The sequence below is a fragment of the Priestia sp. FSL H7-0729 genome (assembly GCF_038005685.1).
GTDB lineage: Bacteria > Bacillota > Bacilli > Paenibacillales > Paenibacillaceae > Paenibacillus.
On sequence record NZ_JBBOTQ010000015.1, the window covers coordinates 46143 to 62965 of the forward strand.

The following is a 16823-nucleotide window of genomic DNA, read 5'->3' on the forward strand; positions in this document are numbered from 1 at the left end:
ATGATGTTGGATGTTTACAGAATGATAAAGAATGAAGGAGGAACCCATTATGACGGGTATAGATCCGGTCGCTCAGAAGCTTTTGTACTCCATTATGCAGTTTAATAAAGGCAAATGGAGGCAACATAAACCTCATGGGCGCAATCACAATGAAATTATGGTGCTGGGTTGTCTGCTCCATGGGATGCATCCGGGAGAACAATTGAACTGGCAGAACAATCCGCCTGATTTCAATGACACGATCCAATCCAATCATCCCGGGATGAAAGTCTCGGAGATCAGTGCTTTGTTACGGGTGAAATCACCAACGATTACACCGGTCATTCGTGGTCTTGAGGACGAAGGGCTTGTCGAACGGACCATGGACCCGGAGGATCGACGTGCAGTGCGCATTACAATTACGGAAGCAGGCCGGGCTATTATTCGGGCTGCTCATGAAGAACGCATGCAAATCTTCAACAAGTTGGTGGCGCATCTGGGTGAGGGCGATAGCCTTCAATTGGCCGAGTTGTTAACCAAGGTGTATACCTTTTTTGATACATTGCCTTCCCTGGAAAAAGATGATTCGACACAAGGAGATGATACGCCATGATGAAACTGTTTCGCATGCTGAAGCCTTACCGAATACCAATTATCTTCATTCTGGTTTTGGTACTGTTTCAGTCGCTTGCTGAATTGTATCTGCCTACACTAATGGCAGATATCGTGAATTTCGGCATCATTAAAGGAGATGTCCCTTATATTTGGCAGATTGGTGGATGGATGTTGGTCATCGCGATTGGCGGAACTGCGTGTTCGGTGATCGCCAGTTATCTCTCCTCCCGAACAGCGGGTGGATTTGCCAAACAACTTCGCAGCAGAGTATTCCGCCATGTGGAGAACTTCTCGCTCCAAGAGTTCGATAAGATGGGTACGGCTTCCCTGATTACGCGTACGACGAATGATATCACGCAGGTACAGAATGTACTCACGATGATGCTGCGCATGATGATTATGGCTCCGTTGATGTGTATCGGGGGTATCTTCATGGCGGTATCACAGGACGCCAAATTATCTACGATCTTCCTGGTCGTGCTTCCTGTACTGGGCGGAGCCATTGCGCTGATTGGTTCCAAGGGTTTACCTTTGTTCAAAACCATTCAGAAAAAGCTGGACCGCCTCAACTTGGTGCTGCGTGAGCAGTTAACAGGGATTCGCGTCGTGCGTTCCTTTAACCGTGGGGAGCATGAGCGCGTGCGCTTTAACGGTGCTAACACGGAACTCAGAGATTCTTCGATTAAAGTTAATGTGCTCATGGCGACCATCATGCCTGTTATGATGCTGGTTATGAACTTTTCGATGATTGCCATCCTTTATTTTGGTGGAATGCGGATCGACAGCGGTAATATGAACATCGGTGCATTGATTGCCTTCATTCAGTATGCGATGCAAATTATGTTCTCACTGATTATGGTTTCCATGATCTTTGTCATGATTCCAAGAGCTTCAGCCTCGGCAGAACGGATCAACGAAGTGCTCGATATGCAGCCGGATCTTAGCAATCCCGAGCAACCGCGTGGCATGAAATCCATGCAGGGCATGATTGAGTTTGACAATGTAACTTTCCGTTATCCGGGCGCAGAGAATCCAGCGTTGTCCGAGATATCCTTCACAGCTCGCTCAGGTGAGACAACAGCCATTATTGGTGGTACAGGTTCTGGAAAATCGACATTGCTCAGTCTTATTCCACGATTCTATGATGTGACCGAAGGCAGTGTTCGGGTCAATGGTACAGATGTGCGTGAACTTCGGCAGGAAGACCTGCGTGCCAAAATTGGCTTTGTACCACAAAAGGCAGTCCTTTTCACAGGTACAATTACGGAGAATATCCGTCACGGGAAAGACGATGCCACAATGGATGAAGTTGTTCATGCGGCTCGTACGGCTCAGGCAGAGAACTTCATTACCGAGATGAAAGATGGATATGACAGCCTTATCGCACAAGGTGGTAATAACGTGTCTGGTGGACAAAAACAACGTCTGTCCATCGCTCGCGCACTTGTTCGCCGTCCGGAAGTCTATATCTTTGATGACAGTTTCTCTGCTCTTGATTTCAAAACGGATGCTAAACTTCGTGCTGCGCTGAAGTCCGAAACGACAGAAGCAGCCGTGTTAATTGTTGCCCAGCGAGTAAGTACGGTAATGGATGCCGATCGCATTCTGGTCATGGATGAGGGACGAATTGTCGGTTCAGGAACACATAAAGAGCTGCTGGAGCACAATGAAGTGTATCGCGAGATTGTATCCTCCCAGCTGACAGAGGAGGAGATCGCATGAGTGAACATACAAAACACAAGTCGCCTCGTCCCCATGGTGGGCCGGGACCAGGTCCCGGAATGGGCATGCGGCCTCCCGCAGAGAAAGCCAAAGATTTCAAAGGCACACTGCGTCGTTTAATTCGTTATCTCCAGCCTCACAGTTCTCGTCTATTGGGTGTGCTGGTCGCAGCCATTCTGAGTACTGTTTTCAGCATCATCAGTCCAAAGATCATGGCAGAGGGAACGGATATTCTCAGCCAAGGCGCCATTGCCATCCTTCAGGGTGTACAGGGGGCCGGAATTGATTTTCCTGCATTGATGAAAGTATTATACCTGCTTGGCGGACTCTATCTGTTCAGCGCTGCATTTATGTATGTCCAGCAATACCTGATGGCCGGTGTGGCCCAACGTGTTGTGTATGACATGCGTGAGCAGATCAGTGCGAAGGTTGGACGCCTGCCTTTGAAATATTTTGACTCCCGCACGACCGGGGAGACACTTAGCCGTGCCACGAATGACGTGGACAACATCAGTAATACACTTCAGCAGAGTTTGGCACAGTTCATTACGTCCATCGTCACGATTGTCGGCGTAATTATCATGATGCTGACGATTAGTCCATGGATGACCTTGATCACGATTTTGACACTGCCACTCAGTGTGGTTGTTGTTATGCTGGTCGCTTCCCGTTCGCAAAAACACTTTGCAGGCCAACAGAAATCCCTCGGGGAACTGAATGGTCATGTCGAAGAGATGTACACGGGACACAAGGTCGTCAAAGCATTTGGACGCGAAGAACAATCGGTACAGCAATTCGAGAAGGTCAATGAAGAGTTGTATGAATCCGGCTGGAAAGCCCAGTTTATCTCCGGTATTATTATGCCGCTCATGAGTTTTGTCGGTAACCTGGGTTATGTACTGATCTGTGTGGTTGGTGGGATCTTCGTTACTCGCGGATCTATCTCCATCGGGGATATTCTGGCCTTTACACAGTACTCCCGTCAATTCACACAACCGATTAACCAGATCGCAAATATCTCCAATATCATTCAATCGACGATTGCTTCGGCGGAACGTGTATTCGAGTTGCTGGATGAAGAGGAAGAAGTTCCGGAGTCCAAACAACCCGTGCAATTACAGCAGCCCAAAGGTGCAGTTACGTTCCAAGGTGTTAATTTTGGATATAAAGAAAATGAACTGCTCATTCACAACATGAACATTGATGTAAAACCAGGACAGACGGTAGCCATTGTTGGACCAACGGGAGCCGGTAAAACGACCCTGATCAACCTGTTAATGCGTTTCTACGAAATTCAGGATGGTCAGATTACGATTGACGGTGCCGACATTAAGGACATGGAGCGTGGCAAGTTGCGCAGTCTGTTCGGCATGGTGCTTCAGGATACCTGGTTGTTCAACGGAACGATTCGGGACAACATCGCCTATGGTCGAGAGGGGTCTACGGAAGAGGATGTCGTCAAGGCAGCCGTTGCGGCACATGCCGATCACTTTATTCGTACACTGCCTGATGGTTATGATACGGTGCTGAATGAAGAAGCATCGAACATCTCTCAAGGGCAGAAACAGTTGCTCACGATTGCGAGAGCGATTCTGGCGAACCCGGCCATTCTCATTCTGGATGAAGCGACGAGTAGCGTGGATACACGGACCGAAGTGTTTATCCAGAAAGCCATGAATGATCTGATGAAGGATCGCACGAGCTTTGTCATTGCACACCGTTTGTCCACCATTCGCGGTGCCGATCTGATTCTGGTGATGGATCACGGTAACGTGATTGAACAGGGCAATCATGATGAATTGATGGCAAGTCAAGGTTTCTACGCGGACCTGTACAATAGTCAGTTTGCGGAACAGCAGCCGCAGGCGATCTGATTACAGATGTAACTAACAAGAATAGCCGAGAGCATCCCTAGGGGTGCTCCCGGCTATTTGTCGTATATCCAGAGGATTGACATTAGGATATGGATTGTTTTATTTACTGATCCTTAGACTCCTTCGCAGGTTCATCAGTGTCGTTGCTAGAGATCGACTTCGCTTCTACTTTTACGTCGTCGCTGTTAGCTTCCTCCAGCGCAGACGGAGCGGGTTCACCCGGAATCAATTCGCGCTGCTCAATCATGCGTTTGACGACTTCATAACAGTCATCCACATGTTTGTTACCCACATATCGCATGGCTGTGAAGCTGAGTGCAGCGGCCAGTCCCTGCCCAGCAAAAGGGACAAATTTGGCGACGGATTTGGTAGCTACGCGTACGCCGACTCTTTTCAGAACCTGTACAACCAGCTCCTTCGTCACCATACGGCCGATGACCTTGCTTCCGATGGACATGACGAATCCGTAGATCATCGATTTGGTCTCCGGGTCCATGCCATCCAGCTGTTTTTGTGATAATCCGAATTTATTGTTAATGGCAGGCAACAGCTGCATCAGCATTCCCACATCAGCCAGTACATCTGTACCGGGCAGCGGAACGAGTGTTGTACCGGCGGAAGCGGTAGCTCTTTTGCGAACCATGGTACGGCATTCCTTGCGAACTTGCTCCAATTGTTCCAACGTTGCCGGAATCATAGGGAATCCCTCCATTCGTATATGGTATAGATATAACCGTTTTGACTCGATTTGAATGGGTTCTCACCAGCAAAATTTGCAGTCTTATAACATAAGGTGTGGAGAATTCCTTTTTCTCATGCGTAGATCTGGTCAAACAAGGAAGTGGTTTGGAAGATCAACGAGTCATCTAACTATTACGAATGAATGAAGATTAAGATGCATGCCTGATTGGGTAACCTATTCTGGATCATGATGAGTGCGCAGAGCAGAGCTTGTTTACAGCTTCAACCTTTGTGGGTAAAGGTTAACAAGCATTGAAATGGAGGGGGAGAAGGATGGATTTTAACAAAGCCTTGTTAATTCATCATCATCATTCGGGCAAGGCCAATCGTGAAAATACTGTGGGTCTTGTTGCTGGTGTACTGGCTCCCGCTGTTCATGAACTCGTTATTGTACGCACGGACGAACCGGGTGAGGGAGAGAAGCTGTGTCGTGAGCGTGGGGAACGATTCGATGTGGTGTTTATCCTGGGTGGGGATGGCACGGTACATGAATGCGTGAATGGACTGGCTGATCTGCAACATCCGCCGTTGATTGGTATATTGCCTGGAGGTACCTGTAATGACTTTGCTCGTTCGCTCGGCATCTCACCGGATGCAGAGACTGCGGCAAAAGAATTGCTGGCAGGTCGAGTGGTGTCCATTGATGTTGGACGAGCTAATGATCGGGTGTTCACCAACTTTTTTGGCATTGGCTTGATCAGTGATGCATCGCAGAATATTAACGAGAATCTGAAAGGCGCACTGGGTAAGTTAAGTTATTTTATCAGCACCTTGCAGACGATCAGTCATACAGAGCCGTTTCGTTATCAATTGGAGGCGGATGGAAAAGAGATGGAAGGCGACGCGGTGATGATCTACGCAGCCAACGGCCGTTTTCTGGGGACGAATGCCTTGCCCTTTGCACCCGATGCATTGCAGGATGGTGAACTGGACGTGCTCATCATTCATGAAACAGGTATCCCGCTTCTGCGCGAGGTTCTGTCACACAAGCCTGAGGGGGAATGGCAACCTCAGAGTGAGAGTATTTCATACTTCAAGGCATCTACACTCAAATTGAAGACAGATACGCCCATGTCAGCTGACACGGATGGTGAATTGTATATGAAGACACCCGCCGAGTTATCCGTGCTGGCGGGCCATCTGAAATTTCTAACCGGGGAGGGATATTAAGTCCCCGGTTTTTTGGGTTTGATTTTAGCTGATCAACATCTCAATCATTCTCTGCTTGATCTTTCATATGACGTTGCCTGAACTCATCCTCCAGCATGCTCATCTGAACGGCATCATGATATTGGTGGTTGTAGAACAATACATCCCGCTTTACACCCTCGCGCTGGAATCCGAGCTTCTCATACGTGCGAATAGCTCGCTCGTTAAAGGCATACACCTCAAGCTCTATCCGATGCAAGTTACAGATGCCGAAGCCGTAATCCAACATAAGCAGCAAAGCCTCGCTGCCGTAGCCTTTTCCTTGATGCTCCGCCTGATCGATGGCAATCCGTATATGTGCACTGCGATTCTTGGCATGCATGTCCATCAGGACAACATCTCCGATAATCTGATCACTTTCCTGTAAAGCAATCAGCAGCATGAGTCTGGAGTCATCCTGTGCTGCGCTCTCAACATAACGTTCAACCTGAGTGCGTGTGAAGCTGTTCTGTGTTCCCGTCAGCCTACGCATCTCGGCGTCAAACAGCCCAGGAAAATAAGCATTCACATCTGTAATCTCGAAAGGACGCAGATATATGCGGGACGTTTCCAGCAGACGGGGGATGCGTGGGAATGGTTTCGAATGTGCCATAAGTTGTTCCTCCTATAAGTTCAAGCGTGGGACAGATTGTGATTGCCCTGCTTCTTGAAAATGGTACGACATATTGATGATGACATGAGTATATCCCAATACTGTATACTTCCAAATATACAGTTTAGATAAATTTTGCAGGACAGATGAGGTGCATCATTATGATCAAATTACCGAAGCTGGACGAGAACGATAGTGCGCCAATCTATGTACAGCTCTCGGATCATATCAAAAGGGAAATCATTCACGGGGATTGGGCTGAGCATAGCCGACTGCCTTCAGTGCGAAAGCTTGCCGAGATGCTTGGGATAAGCACCACTCCTGTGGAGTGGGCCTATCAACAATTGATCGCCGAAGGATATATATACAGTCAGCCACGTCGTGGTTATCGTGTTCGTGCCATGGTGGACAGCGATCATGCCATGCAGATTGGGCAAACAGATAAACAGACAGCCGGACAAGCTCCGGTGGCCCGAACGACGTGGTCAGATCATCAGGCAATACGCCCTGCCCGAGCAGTTCAATATGATTTTCATATGTCACGCAATGATTTCAGCCTGTTTCCTATGGCCAAGTGGCACCAATATGTTAATCGAATCTGGCGGGAAGAAGCAGGGGAGTTATTGTTCTATGGAGACCCTCAGGGAGAATGGGGACTACGATGTGAAATTGCTGTCTATCTGGCGCAGTTCAGGGGAGTCAGCTGTTCTCCCGAGCAGATTGTTGTGGGGGCTGAACAGCATCTGCTGATGTCCCTATTGGCACAAACCCTGCTTCACATGGGGGGATCGCAACATTCCATTGGTGTAGAGAATCCTGGATACCGACTGATACCGGGCACATTCCGGAATTATGGTTATCAGGTTGTACCAATCGCTCTGGACCATGATGGCATGAACTTGACGGAGCTGGAACAGACTGGAGTGAAATTGGCAGGTGTGTCACCCTCTCACCAATTTCCACTAGGTATGACGATGCCAATTACTCGCAGATTGGCGTTGCTGGATTGGGCGGAACGAACAAAGTCATACCTAATCGAGGATGATTACGATGGAGAGTTCCGGTATTATGGAAGGCCAATTCCTTCCATGCAGGGTCTGCGTGATGGAAGTCGCGTGATCTATATGGGTGGTTTCTCGCAGGTACTTGCACCTGCTCTTTGTATACATTACATGGTACTTCCCGAAGAATTAATGGACCATTTTCGCGATATGTATAAGATGGTTCTATTCGAGCAATCAGCTTCCCGGCTCCATCAGCGAACATTGGAGGTGTTCATGCGTGAAGGGGAACTGGGCAAGCATATCCGTAAAATGCGTAATGTCTACAAACGAAATCATGACCTGATTGTTCGGGCCATTCAACTCACTTTGGAGATCGAGTTGAAATCAAGGGTCAACATTCAGGCTTCCATCTGGTATTGCGAATGGCAGCCACTCCCTCATCCCAGGAATTGGTGACCAAAGCGATAGAGGCAGGGATACAGATCAGTTCAACGGAATATTTGTGGGCAAACGGAAGTGAACCAGCAGACGGCAAAAGAGAGTTCATTATCGGTTTTGCCGGAATAGAGCCAGATCGCATCGAACCGGGAATTGCCGCACTGGCCAGGATCTGGTGCGATTATTAGTTCCGCTTAACCGCGCCATCCAGAAACAGAGCTACCAGTTCCCGTGCAAGTTCCTCGATGCTGCCGCCATTCATATTGCGCACATCTTCGCGGTTCGCGAGCATGAGCAGTGACGTAAACGCATGGGCAAGCAGCATGGGACTGGACACACGCAAATAACCGTTATCCATCTCCTGCTGGAAGTGGGTAGCAAGTACTTCGAAGATACGAACCTCGGCTTCCCGGATCTGAGCAAGTTGTTCTGCATCCAGATGTTTTTCCGCTTCTCGCATCATGGTTTCCGTTTCAATATGGGAGTGCTGCATCTTTGCTTCCGCAACCTTGATTAGCCGCTCTTGCAATGTACCAGGCTCATCCAGACGGAGCGAGGTCTGCTGCATGCCCATCGCCATCATGCGGGTAATGGCAACGGTGAACAGTTCGGCTTTGCTGGAGAAGTGATAATAGATCGATGCTTTGGTTACATTGCATAGTGAAGCGATCTGCTGGAGGGAGACGGGTTCGTACCCGTATTCCATAAACAGACGTGACGCGGTCATCAATATGTTGGTTTGCACAGATGCTTGATCGGCACCCGTTTTGGGTCTGCCCGGTGACCGGGGAATGTTGTTTTTTTTGCTCATAGTACATACCTCTTTACGTAGTTTAATCACTTATTAGACGTGTTCACAAAAATAAGCATTGCATAATTAACCTTCCGGTATATATAATTAACTCGATTATACTATGACCCGTGGTTCATTACTACAACATCACATAAATAGGGCTTCATAGAAACAGAATAGGGAGATGAAGAGACAATGCAGGAAGGTTCGGGTTACGGTCGCTGGGTTGCCGGCAAACGAAGCAAATGGATTACGCTGTTGGTATGGATCATTATCGCCGTAGTGCTTGGCGTGGTATGGCCTGCTGTAGGTGATCGTGAAACCAATAACGCACAGGATCTGAGTGAATCGAAACCATCGGTTCAGGCAACTGCACTAGCCGAGAAGGAATTCCCTGGCGGTGAGGGATTGCCTGCGCTGATTGTATGGCGTCAAGCTGGCGGTCTAACAGATGAACAGATTCAGAACATTCAGGCATTGACGGAACGACTGGATCAAGATCCGGTAGAACAACAGCAGTCCGTTGTGCCACTCTATCAATTGCCACCACAGGCTTTGAAAGGCCAGCTTTCGGAAGATGGAAGCACCCTGGTTATGCCACTGTTCTTCAATGAAGGTGCTGATGCAGAACAATTGAAGGAAGGCATTGAAGCACTTGAGCAAAAAACACAAGACATCTTCGGGGTTAACCCGTTCGATGTAGCTATAGATGATGCCAATACACTGATTGCCCGTGTAACAGGGCCAGTAGGCATATCCATTGATGCGAGCGGATTATTCTCCTCCGCCGATGTATCCTTGTTGATCGCTACGGTTGTACTGGTATTAGTGCTGTTGCTGTTGATCTATCGCTCGCCAGTGCTGGCGATTATCCCAATTATTGCGGTTGGATTCGCATATATGGTGACCAGTCCGATTCTCGGATTCATGGCGGATCAAGGCTGGATTACGGTAGACGCACAATCCATCTCAATCATGACTGTATTGTTATTTGGAGCAGGAACGGACTACTGCCTGTTCATGATCTCCAGATACCGTCAAATTCTCTATCATGAGCCGGACAAAAAGAAAGCCATCTTCCAGGCAATTACCGGATCTTCCGGCGCCATTGCCATGAGTGGATTTACGGTCGTTGCAGCACTATTGGTGCTGTTGCTGGCTGAATACGGTGCATATCATCGCTTCGCCGTACCATTCAGTTTGTCCATCTTTATCATGTTTATTGCAAGTCTGACGCTGGTCCCGGCGCTCCTGGCGATCTTCGGTCGGGGTTCATTCTATCCATTCGTACCCCGTACACATGAGATGGAAGTGGAACGTGCCAAGAAAAAAGGAAAACCGGCTCCGGCTCCGCGCAAAGTCAAGGAAAGCTGGATTGGCCGTGTTGTAGTAACGAAGCCATGGACTGTCCTTGCGATTACCTTGGTATTGCTGGGTGGACTGGCGGTATTCTCTACTCAGGTTAAATTCACGTACGATCTGTTGTCTTCCTTCCCGGAGGATGTACCTTCCCGCGAAGGGTTCACGGTCATTGGCGAACAGTTCTCCCAAGGTGAGCTGGCCCCAGTCAAAGTGATCGTTGATGCCGAAGGCAAAGAAACGGATCTGAAGCAGCGTCTCGAATCGCTGGATTACATTAGCAAAGTAGGCGATGCCCAGCAGGGCGCTGAGAATGCCAACATTACCGCCTTTGATGTGGAGTTTAATCTGAATCCATATTCCATGGAGGCCATGCAGCATATTCCGGATCTGCGGGCTACTGCGGAACAGGCGCTTCAAGATGCTGGTGTAGCCAATGTGGACAGTCAGGTCTGGATCGATGGTCAGACGGCTGAACAATATGATATTGAAGTTGCAGGAGAACGGGATGCCAAGATCATTATTCCAGTGGTCATCGGCATGATTACATTGTTGCTGCTATTATACTTGCGTTCCGTTGTAGCCACGGCGTATCTCATTGCAACAGTCGTTCTATCGTATTTCTCTGCACTGGGTCTGGGTTGGATCATCATTCACTATGGTCTTGGTGCAGATGCCATACAGGGAGCGATTCCGCTGTATTCCTTCGTATTCCTCGTGGCATTGGGTGAAGACTACAACATCTTCATGATCTCTAGCATCTGGCAGAAACGCAAAACGATGCCGCTTCGTCAAGCGATTAGAGAAGGTGTTGGCGAGACAAGTTCGGTTATTACATCTGCAGGTCTGATCTTGGCAGGAACGTTTGCGGTACTTGCTACATTGCCGATTCAGGTATTGGTGCAATTTGGTATTATTACAGCCGTCGGTGTCATGCTGGATACTTTCCTTGTTCGTCCGTTTATGGTGCCAGCTATTACCGCATTGCTGGGCAAATGGGCTTTCTGGCCAGGTAAGTATGTTCCGATTGCTGAGAAGAATGAGAAGAACCAGAACAAGAAACAAAACCAGTCCATGTAATGCATGGATGGGGTGAGATGGACAGCGGTGCTTCAAACCTGCTGTCCATTTCTTTATTTTTATAAACCATGAGAGTAGCGCTATGTGTCTTCCTGAGATGGAATGGTGGAACTGTAAAATATCCGCAGGATAAGGCGTAACCCTTGTTTTCTTTGCATGGGGAAGGTTTACGTAGCCAATGGTTTTGGGACATAATAGAGGAAGCGTCGGCTTAGGGCAGACGGATGATCAACATCAATGGGACAACCAGGGGAAGGATGAAAGCAAGTATGACGAACCAACTTAATGTGTATTTTAACCATGACGGCGGCGTGGATGACCTCGTATCGCTGTTCATGCTTCTGCAAATGGACAATGTACATGTAACCGGCGTATCGGTTATTCCGGCAGACGGATATTTAGAGCCAGCAACAGATGCCAGCCGTAAAATCATCGATCGTTTCGGTACATATTCCGTAGAGGTATCCAAATCCAATTCCAGAGGGAAAAATCCATTTCCTGCGGCGTGGAGACTGCACTCCTTCTATGTAGATGCACTTCCTGTATTGAATGAATCCGGCAAAATGGAAGCGCCACTCTCTGCCGTTCCGGCACACCAGCATCTAATCGAGAAAGTGCGCAATACCGAAGGCAAAACGTTGCTCCTGTTCACAGGCCCACTGACTGACCTTGCGCGTGCACTGGACGAAGCACCAGACATTGAAGAAAAAATCGACAAGCTGGTATGGATGGGTGGCACATTCGAGCGTGGTAACGTAGAAGAGCCTGAACATGATGGCACAGCGGAATGGAACGTATTCTGGGACCCGGAAGCGGCTTATCGTGTGTGGCAGAGCGGCATCCAGATCGATCTGGTTGCACTGGAAAGCACAAACAAAGTACCACTGACTCCAGCCGTTCGTAACCGCTGGGCAGCAGAGCGTCGCTTCGAAGGCGTGGATTTCCTGGGTAACTGTTATGCAGGTTGTCCGCCACTGGTGTACAGTGAGACGAATTCCACATACTATCTGTGGGATGTGCTGACAACGGCATCCGTTGGACGCGAGGACATCGTGAAGAAGAAAACCGTAAACTGTATTGTCATCCCGGATGGTCCAAGCCAGGGCCGCACGGTGGAGCAAGCAGATGGACGTCCAGTACAACTGGTGTATGATACCGATCCGGAAGCGTTCTTTACGTACATGACGGATTTGGGTAAAAAAGCTGCTCCGCAGCGCTACTAATTCAGGCAACCTTAGGGCTTGCCACCTTTAAAGGTACAACAAAAATAAAGCCGCAGGCAGTGGTCTGGGTATGGGGTTAAACCCCATGATCCCGTCCCAGCCGCGCGGCTTTTTTTGTTGTGGGGCTGATATCTGCAATCTAAGCTGCTCGCTATATTTTAAATCGACTAATTAATCCGTTCAACTCACTGGACAGTACCCGGAGAGATTCAGCGGATGCACGCATCTCATCCATGGATTGCAGCTGGCTTCCGGTAGCATGCGACACCTGCTGAATACTTGAAGAGGATTCACGCGAGATATGCTCCATGTCCTCCACGGAAGCGGACACTTCTTCTGCACTGGCAGACAGCTGCTCTGATGCTGCGGATACTTCGTGCAGACGTTCATTCATCGTCTCAATTCCGGTGTGAATGGAAGTGAACGAACGGCCTGCCTCCTGAACGACAGTAAGTCCGGACTGGACTGCGGATGTGCTGGCTGACATATGTTCCGACAACAGGGCAGTCTGGCGTGTCATCTCGGCAATCAATTCAGTGACATGCTGGGACGATTGCTCTGATTCCCCCGCAAGTTTGCGAACCTCTGAGGCAACCACCGCGAATCCGCTGCCATATTCTCCTGCAAGAGCCGCTTCAATACTCGCATTAAGTGCGAGCAGATTGGTCTGTGAAGCGATCCCCTTCATTAGATGTGCCACCGACTCAATTTTATCAGAGTACTGCTCAAGCTGAGTGGTGGAGGCCACCATCTGCACATTCGCCTGATGAATTTTGTCCATGCTATCCATCGCTGTGTTAATGTTTGCTTGACCTTGCACCGCGTTATTAGTCGTTTCCTGTGAGACATCCGCAACCATGGAAGAAGAATTCGCAATATGCTGCATGCTGCGCGTAATCTCTTCCATGGCTACTGTGACTTCGCCTGCTCGTGCCACCTGTTCGGCAGCTCCACTGGCCGTATGATTGGTATGCTCGGCAATACGCTGACTCGCTTCGGCAGTCGTCTGCGAATGTCTCGATACACCTTCTGCAGCCTGTAGCAGAGAATCGGAGCTTTGACGGATACCCGTCATAACATCCCGGGTGCCTGTAACCAGATGCTTGAATTCGGAAGCGAGTTGCCCCACCTCGTCCTTTCGTCCAAGTTCGACGTTGACGGTCAGGTCACCTTTGCCCACTTCGGTAATCAACTTCTTCAGCTTCACCAACGGGCGGGTCAAGTAGTGTGCGAAACCATACACCAACAAGACACTGAGTAGCACAATAACCAGCGCTGTCCAGATCATGGTCATACGGTTGCGAGACATCAGTTCATAGACCGCAGTGGAGTCCAGATCCGCACCGACTAGCCCCAGCACTTTCCCGTCAGCCCCATGGATCGGCACATACGCTGTAATGGTAGCTCCATATTCATCCTGGGTGAGTTCACCCCGAATAGGCTCATTCTGTTCAAAAGCTTGCAGCATTCCTTCATAATGGGTCTCTTCTGCGGAACCGTAAGGGGAGAAGTCATCCTCTGCCACATCGGCAGCAGCCCCATCCACAACGTAGAAATATGTATTTGTTCCATTTTCTTCGCGTGTACCAAGGGTGTACAGATACTTAAGTCCATTGGCCTCGCGCAGCTGACTAAGTTGCTCACGCAATGTGCCGGAATACGCTGTCTCGTCCTGTCCGGTACTGAGTGGTGCATACAGAGAGGTGTCAATTAATGCAGCTGCCCTTTCAGCCACAGCCTGTGCCTGCATGCCCATGGACTGCTCGACCAGTTGAGCTGATGAACGGTACATGGTAATGCCAAGAACCGCACCCGCAGCCAGCATTAGACAGGAAAAAAATAAAAAGATCCGCATAAACAAACTGTTCATTGGTAAAAGTGTTCCCCCTTGATCTGTTGGATGAATCGTCTCTGTGTCTCTTTGGGTGGTGCTTGTCGTTCTTCTGTGGCTCGTATGTATTGTATATCAAATATACAGTTTTCTACTTGAAATATCGGCATCTGTTCGATAAAGAATTAGCCCCCGAGTCAATTTGATCCGGGAGCTAGTTTCGTTTCAATCCTATATTGACCATGCCCATCATTGGGACACACCTCATTGTTACTACTTAGAGGGGCTTCACATGACTGAGTGATTACGTCATTACATCGTTCCGCCGCCCTGGCGAACAGAGGCAGGAATCTTTTCAGGTCCCTGATTAATATATTTATTGATAAAAGTACCTACCTTGGCATCGTCGAATTGGTCGAGTTTCATCGTTTTGGTCCATGCGGTCACCACGACTTCACTGCCTTCGGGAATATCCTTGTTGGGTACAGCCAGAATACCTGCTCCGGCTTCGCGGAATTTAGCGAGGTATTTCAGATGCTCCTTCATATCCTCGCTTGCGTTCTCACGATAATAGATGATGATATCCCCGTGCTCCAGATTGTGTACCAGGTAGTTGTAGCCGGGGAAGTCGGTGTAAAATCCAAATTTGATATCATGCGGATTATGCGGCCCCGATGTCGGGATCTTCATCTCATACTGGATAGGGTCCTCCGTATGGTCAGCCCCATAATATTTATCGTCCGTCACATCAATTGTCGCGTTGGATTCCAGATCGGCTACATTATATGTTTTACCTGCTCCTTGCATGAAGAACAGGCCAAACGTAATAATCGACACAGCCATCATTACATGTGCAGCCAGCCGAAGGGATCGACTTTTTTTCTGGATGTCCGCCCGCTCTTTCTTTTTCATGTGGCCCAGAATTTTGCTCCGTGTGCGTGATGCCCAGATATAGGCGGCGATGGAGAACAGTAACACGATTGCACCTATAATAAGCCACAGGTAGGAGGTGCCTGCCTCGTGTTCCATTTGCATATGATTCATATGAGTCATGTCCATAGAGAGTTCCTCTGCTTTCTTCGTAAAATGAGTGATTACAACACTACATATCGTAGTGTTAATGACAACAGTGAGTGATCTCATGACGTAACGGGCGTTTCTGGATCGGTTCGTTACGTAAATAAGAACATACCTGTTGCACTACACATTATAGTGTATGAAACATGGTCGGCGCAACGCTGTCTTAGAAAACTAAAAAAGACCTTCCCCGCTTGAGCAGGGAAAGCCTAGTACAAATCTAAAGGGATAACAGCGATCGGAAGGTTGTTCTGTCATCGAAGTAACAAGTGTAAATCAGCTTTATTCCAACTAAACTCGTTTACAGACGGCCAAACGGTGACATCATCAATCCGATCAGTCCCATAATAACTTCACCCAACAAACGATACAGAATGAAGAAGACGACCACGTTGGCGATCAGCACGCTGTACATGCTGTCGATGGCTGCTTTGGTGCGATTCAGCGGATACTGAAGCAATACTGAATTCAAAGCGACAAAGACAATGATATACGAGATAGCAAGCAAGGAGATTGCGATGGAATACGAGATGATAATAAACAGGTTCGCCAGAACAAGGGATACGACAGCAGGAACAAGCAATGTACCGAACTGGGCAACCAATGTTTTGGGACGGAATGTTATCTTTTCAATCTTCAGAATAGCGTACATCAGCGCAATAGAGACAATCAGGATAATGGCGGTGAACAACAGCGGCCGGATAAATCCACTAATGAACAGGCCGTCCATGCCTATGCGACTAAAAGTAATCAAGAAGTATGTAGAAGATAGGACTGCAATCAGCGCCATCGTAAGCCATCCGTTTAGTGAATGCTGGTCACCAACGGTTTTCATCGTCTGATAAGGACGGGCCAATACACTGATGAAATAGGATAGATACTGTTTGCTGACTTCTTTGGCTTGCTGAACCTTCTCATTCTGTACAATGTTATTCCATTGATTGGAGCTATTGTCTCCTGCAGAAGCATGGTCATTGGTGCCTGTTGATTCTGTTGTCTGTTGCTTCTGAGTAGAGACGGATGGTGCGTTGGATGGAACAGGTGCTTGGGAAGATGTGGTCTGTGTACTGGACCAACGGGTGTACTCCGGTTCAGGAGCAGCTGACTCCGGGTTCGGTACAGGCGTGGGCGAAGAGGTTGTTTGCGTTAGATTCGAGCCGCACCTCTCGCAAAACTGGGCATCTCCATTTTCATGATTACATACTGGACATTGCATGGGTTAAGCCTCCAATTTCTAGAAAATAAAAACATGTCAACATTGTGTCTCATTTTAACGGTTATTGACG

The 16823-nt window shown here is 48.5% G+C and carries 14 protein-coding genes; 8 read left to right on the forward strand and 6 right to left on the reverse strand.

All coding sequences use genetic code 11. The features are described from left to right. Positions 1-49: 49 nt before the first annotated feature. From MHH93_RS24080 to MHH93_RS24090, 3 genes are read left to right on the forward strand one after another with little or no spacing between them, the layout of a single operon-like run. The gene (locus tag MHH93_RS24080; RefSeq protein WP_440391180.1) at positions 50-592 is read left to right on the forward strand and encodes a MarR family winged helix-turn-helix transcriptional regulator; all 543 of its coding nucleotides are present in this window, start codon (positions 50-52) and stop codon (positions 590-592) included. Further along, positions 589-2316, forward strand: a complete 1728-nt coding sequence (locus tag MHH93_RS24085; protein WP_500056083.1) for an ABC transporter ATP-binding protein — start codon at positions 589-591, stop codon at positions 2314-2316. Before MHH93_RS24080 ends, MHH93_RS24085 begins: the two co-directional genes overlap by 4 nt. Further along, positions 2313-4190 (forward strand): ABC transporter ATP-binding protein, encoded by a 1878-nt coding sequence (locus MHH93_RS24090; RefSeq protein ID WP_440391182.1) that lies wholly within the window; start codon positions 2313-2315, stop codon positions 4188-4190. Before MHH93_RS24085 ends, MHH93_RS24090 begins: the two co-directional genes overlap by 4 nt. A gap of 103 nt (positions 4191-4293) precedes the next feature. Here MHH93_RS24090 and MHH93_RS24095 read toward each other — a convergent pair whose 3' ends face one another. Next, positions 4294-4887: a hypothetical protein gene (locus tag MHH93_RS24095; protein WP_440391183.1), complete on the reverse strand. Its 594-nt coding sequence runs from the start codon at positions 4885-4887 to the stop codon at positions 4294-4296. A gap of 317 nt (positions 4888-5204) precedes the next feature. Between MHH93_RS24095 and MHH93_RS24100 the strand changes: the two genes are divergently transcribed. Beyond that, on the forward strand, positions 5205-6101 hold the full coding sequence (locus MHH93_RS24100) for a diacylglycerol/lipid kinase family protein (protein WP_440391184.1): 897 nt from the start codon (positions 5205-5207) through the stop codon (positions 6099-6101). 40 nt (positions 6102-6141) lie between these two features. On the opposite strand, the gene MHH93_RS24105 is transcribed toward MHH93_RS24100, so the two are convergent. Further along, positions 6142-6732 (reverse strand): GNAT family N-acetyltransferase, encoded by a 591-nt coding sequence (locus MHH93_RS24105; RefSeq protein WP_500056084.1) that lies wholly within the window; start codon positions 6730-6732, stop codon positions 6142-6144. A 161-nt stretch (positions 6733-6893) separates the two neighbouring features. Between MHH93_RS24105 and pdxR the strand changes: the two genes are divergently transcribed. Both pdxR and MHH93_RS24115 read left to right on the forward strand, forming a co-directional pair. Continuing rightward, entirely contained in the window at positions 6894-8192 is a 1299-nt protein-coding gene (gene pdxR / locus MHH93_RS24110; protein WP_500056085.1) for a MocR-like pyridoxine biosynthesis transcription factor PdxR, read from the forward strand. Further along, positions 8189-8362: a hypothetical protein gene (locus MHH93_RS24115; protein ID WP_500056086.1), complete on the forward strand. Its 174-nt coding sequence runs from the start codon at positions 8189-8191 to the stop codon at positions 8360-8362. Before pdxR ends, MHH93_RS24115 begins: the two co-directional genes overlap by 4 nt. Here MHH93_RS24115 and MHH93_RS24120 read toward each other — a convergent pair. Beyond that, entirely contained in the window at positions 8359-8985 is a 627-nt protein-coding gene (locus MHH93_RS24120) for a TetR/AcrR family transcriptional regulator (RefSeq protein ID WP_440391187.1), read from the reverse strand. The genes MHH93_RS24115 and MHH93_RS24120 overlap by 4 nt on opposite strands. Positions 8986-9162: 177 nt before the next feature. Here MHH93_RS24120 and MHH93_RS24125 point away from each other — a divergent pair, with 177 nt between their 5' ends. Further along, entirely contained in the window at positions 9163-11406 is a 2244-nt protein-coding gene (locus MHH93_RS24125) for an MMPL family transporter (RefSeq protein ID WP_500056087.1), read from the forward strand. A 269-nt stretch (positions 11407-11675) separates the two neighbouring features. Then, on the forward strand, positions 11676-12629 hold the full coding sequence (locus MHH93_RS24130) for a nucleoside hydrolase (protein WP_017691781.1): 954 nt from the start codon (positions 11676-11678) through the stop codon (positions 12627-12629). A 151-nt stretch (positions 12630-12780) separates the two neighbouring features. Here the strand turns inward: MHH93_RS24130 and MHH93_RS24135 are convergent, their stop codons facing one another. The 3 genes from MHH93_RS24135 to MHH93_RS24145 form a co-directional block, all read right to left on the reverse strand. After that, entirely contained in the window at positions 12781-14499 is a 1719-nt protein-coding gene (locus tag MHH93_RS24135) for a methyl-accepting chemotaxis protein (protein ID WP_500056088.1), read from the reverse strand. A gap of 273 nt (positions 14500-14772) precedes the next feature. After that, entirely contained in the window at positions 14773-15519 is a 747-nt protein-coding gene (locus tag MHH93_RS24140; protein ID WP_500056089.1) for a DUF3105 domain-containing protein, read from the reverse strand. A 319-nt stretch (positions 15520-15838) separates the two neighbouring features. Beyond that, positions 15839-16753, reverse strand: coding sequence for a hypothetical protein (locus MHH93_RS24145; protein ID WP_500056090.1), 915 nt, complete (start codon positions 16751-16753; stop codon positions 15839-15841). Between the last annotated feature and the right edge of the window lie 70 nt (positions 16754-16823).

Bases quoted from the DNA above. Each gene is read 5' to 3' on its own strand.
- MHH93_RS24080 (WP_440391180.1), top strand. From the start codon at position 50: ATGACGGGTATAGATCCGGTCGCTCAGAAGCTTTTGTACTCCATTATG.
- MHH93_RS24085 (WP_500056083.1), top strand. From the start codon at position 589: ATGATGAAACTGTTTCGCATGCTGAAGCCTTACCGAATACCAATTATC.
- MHH93_RS24090 (WP_440391182.1), top strand. From the start codon at position 2,313: ATGAGTGAACATACAAAACACAAGTCGCCTCGTCCCCATGGTGGGCCG.
- MHH93_RS24095 (WP_440391183.1), bottom strand. From the start codon at position 4,887: ATGATTCCGGCAACGTTGGAACAATTGGAGCAAGTTCGCAAGGAATGC.
- MHH93_RS24100 (WP_440391184.1), top strand. From the start codon at position 5,205: ATGGATTTTAACAAAGCCTTGTTAATTCATCATCATCATTCGGGCAAG.
- MHH93_RS24105 (WP_500056084.1), bottom strand. From the start codon at position 6,732: ATGGCACATTCGAAACCATTCCCACGCATCCCCCGTCTGCTGGAAACG.
- pdxR (WP_500056085.1), top strand. From the start codon at position 6,894: ATGATCAAATTACCGAAGCTGGACGAGAACGATAGTGCGCCAATCTAT.
- MHH93_RS24120 (WP_440391187.1), bottom strand. From the start codon at position 8,985: ATGAGCAAAAAAAACAACATTCCCCGGTCACCGGGCAGACCCAAAACG.
- MHH93_RS24125 (WP_500056087.1), top strand. From the start codon at position 9,163: ATGCAGGAAGGTTCGGGTTACGGTCGCTGGGTTGCCGGCAAACGAAGC.
- MHH93_RS24130 (WP_017691781.1), top strand. From the start codon at position 11,676: ATGACGAACCAACTTAATGTGTATTTTAACCATGACGGCGGCGTGGAT.
- MHH93_RS24135 (WP_500056088.1), bottom strand. From the start codon at position 14,499: ATGAACAGTTTGTTTATGCGGATCTTTTTATTTTTTTCCTGTCTAATG.
- MHH93_RS24140 (WP_500056089.1), bottom strand. From the start codon at position 15,519: ATGGACATGACTCATATGAATCATATGCAAATGGAACACGAGGCAGGC.
- MHH93_RS24145 (WP_500056090.1), bottom strand. From the start codon at position 16,753: ATGCAATGTCCAGTATGTAATCATGAAAATGGAGATGCCCAGTTTTGC.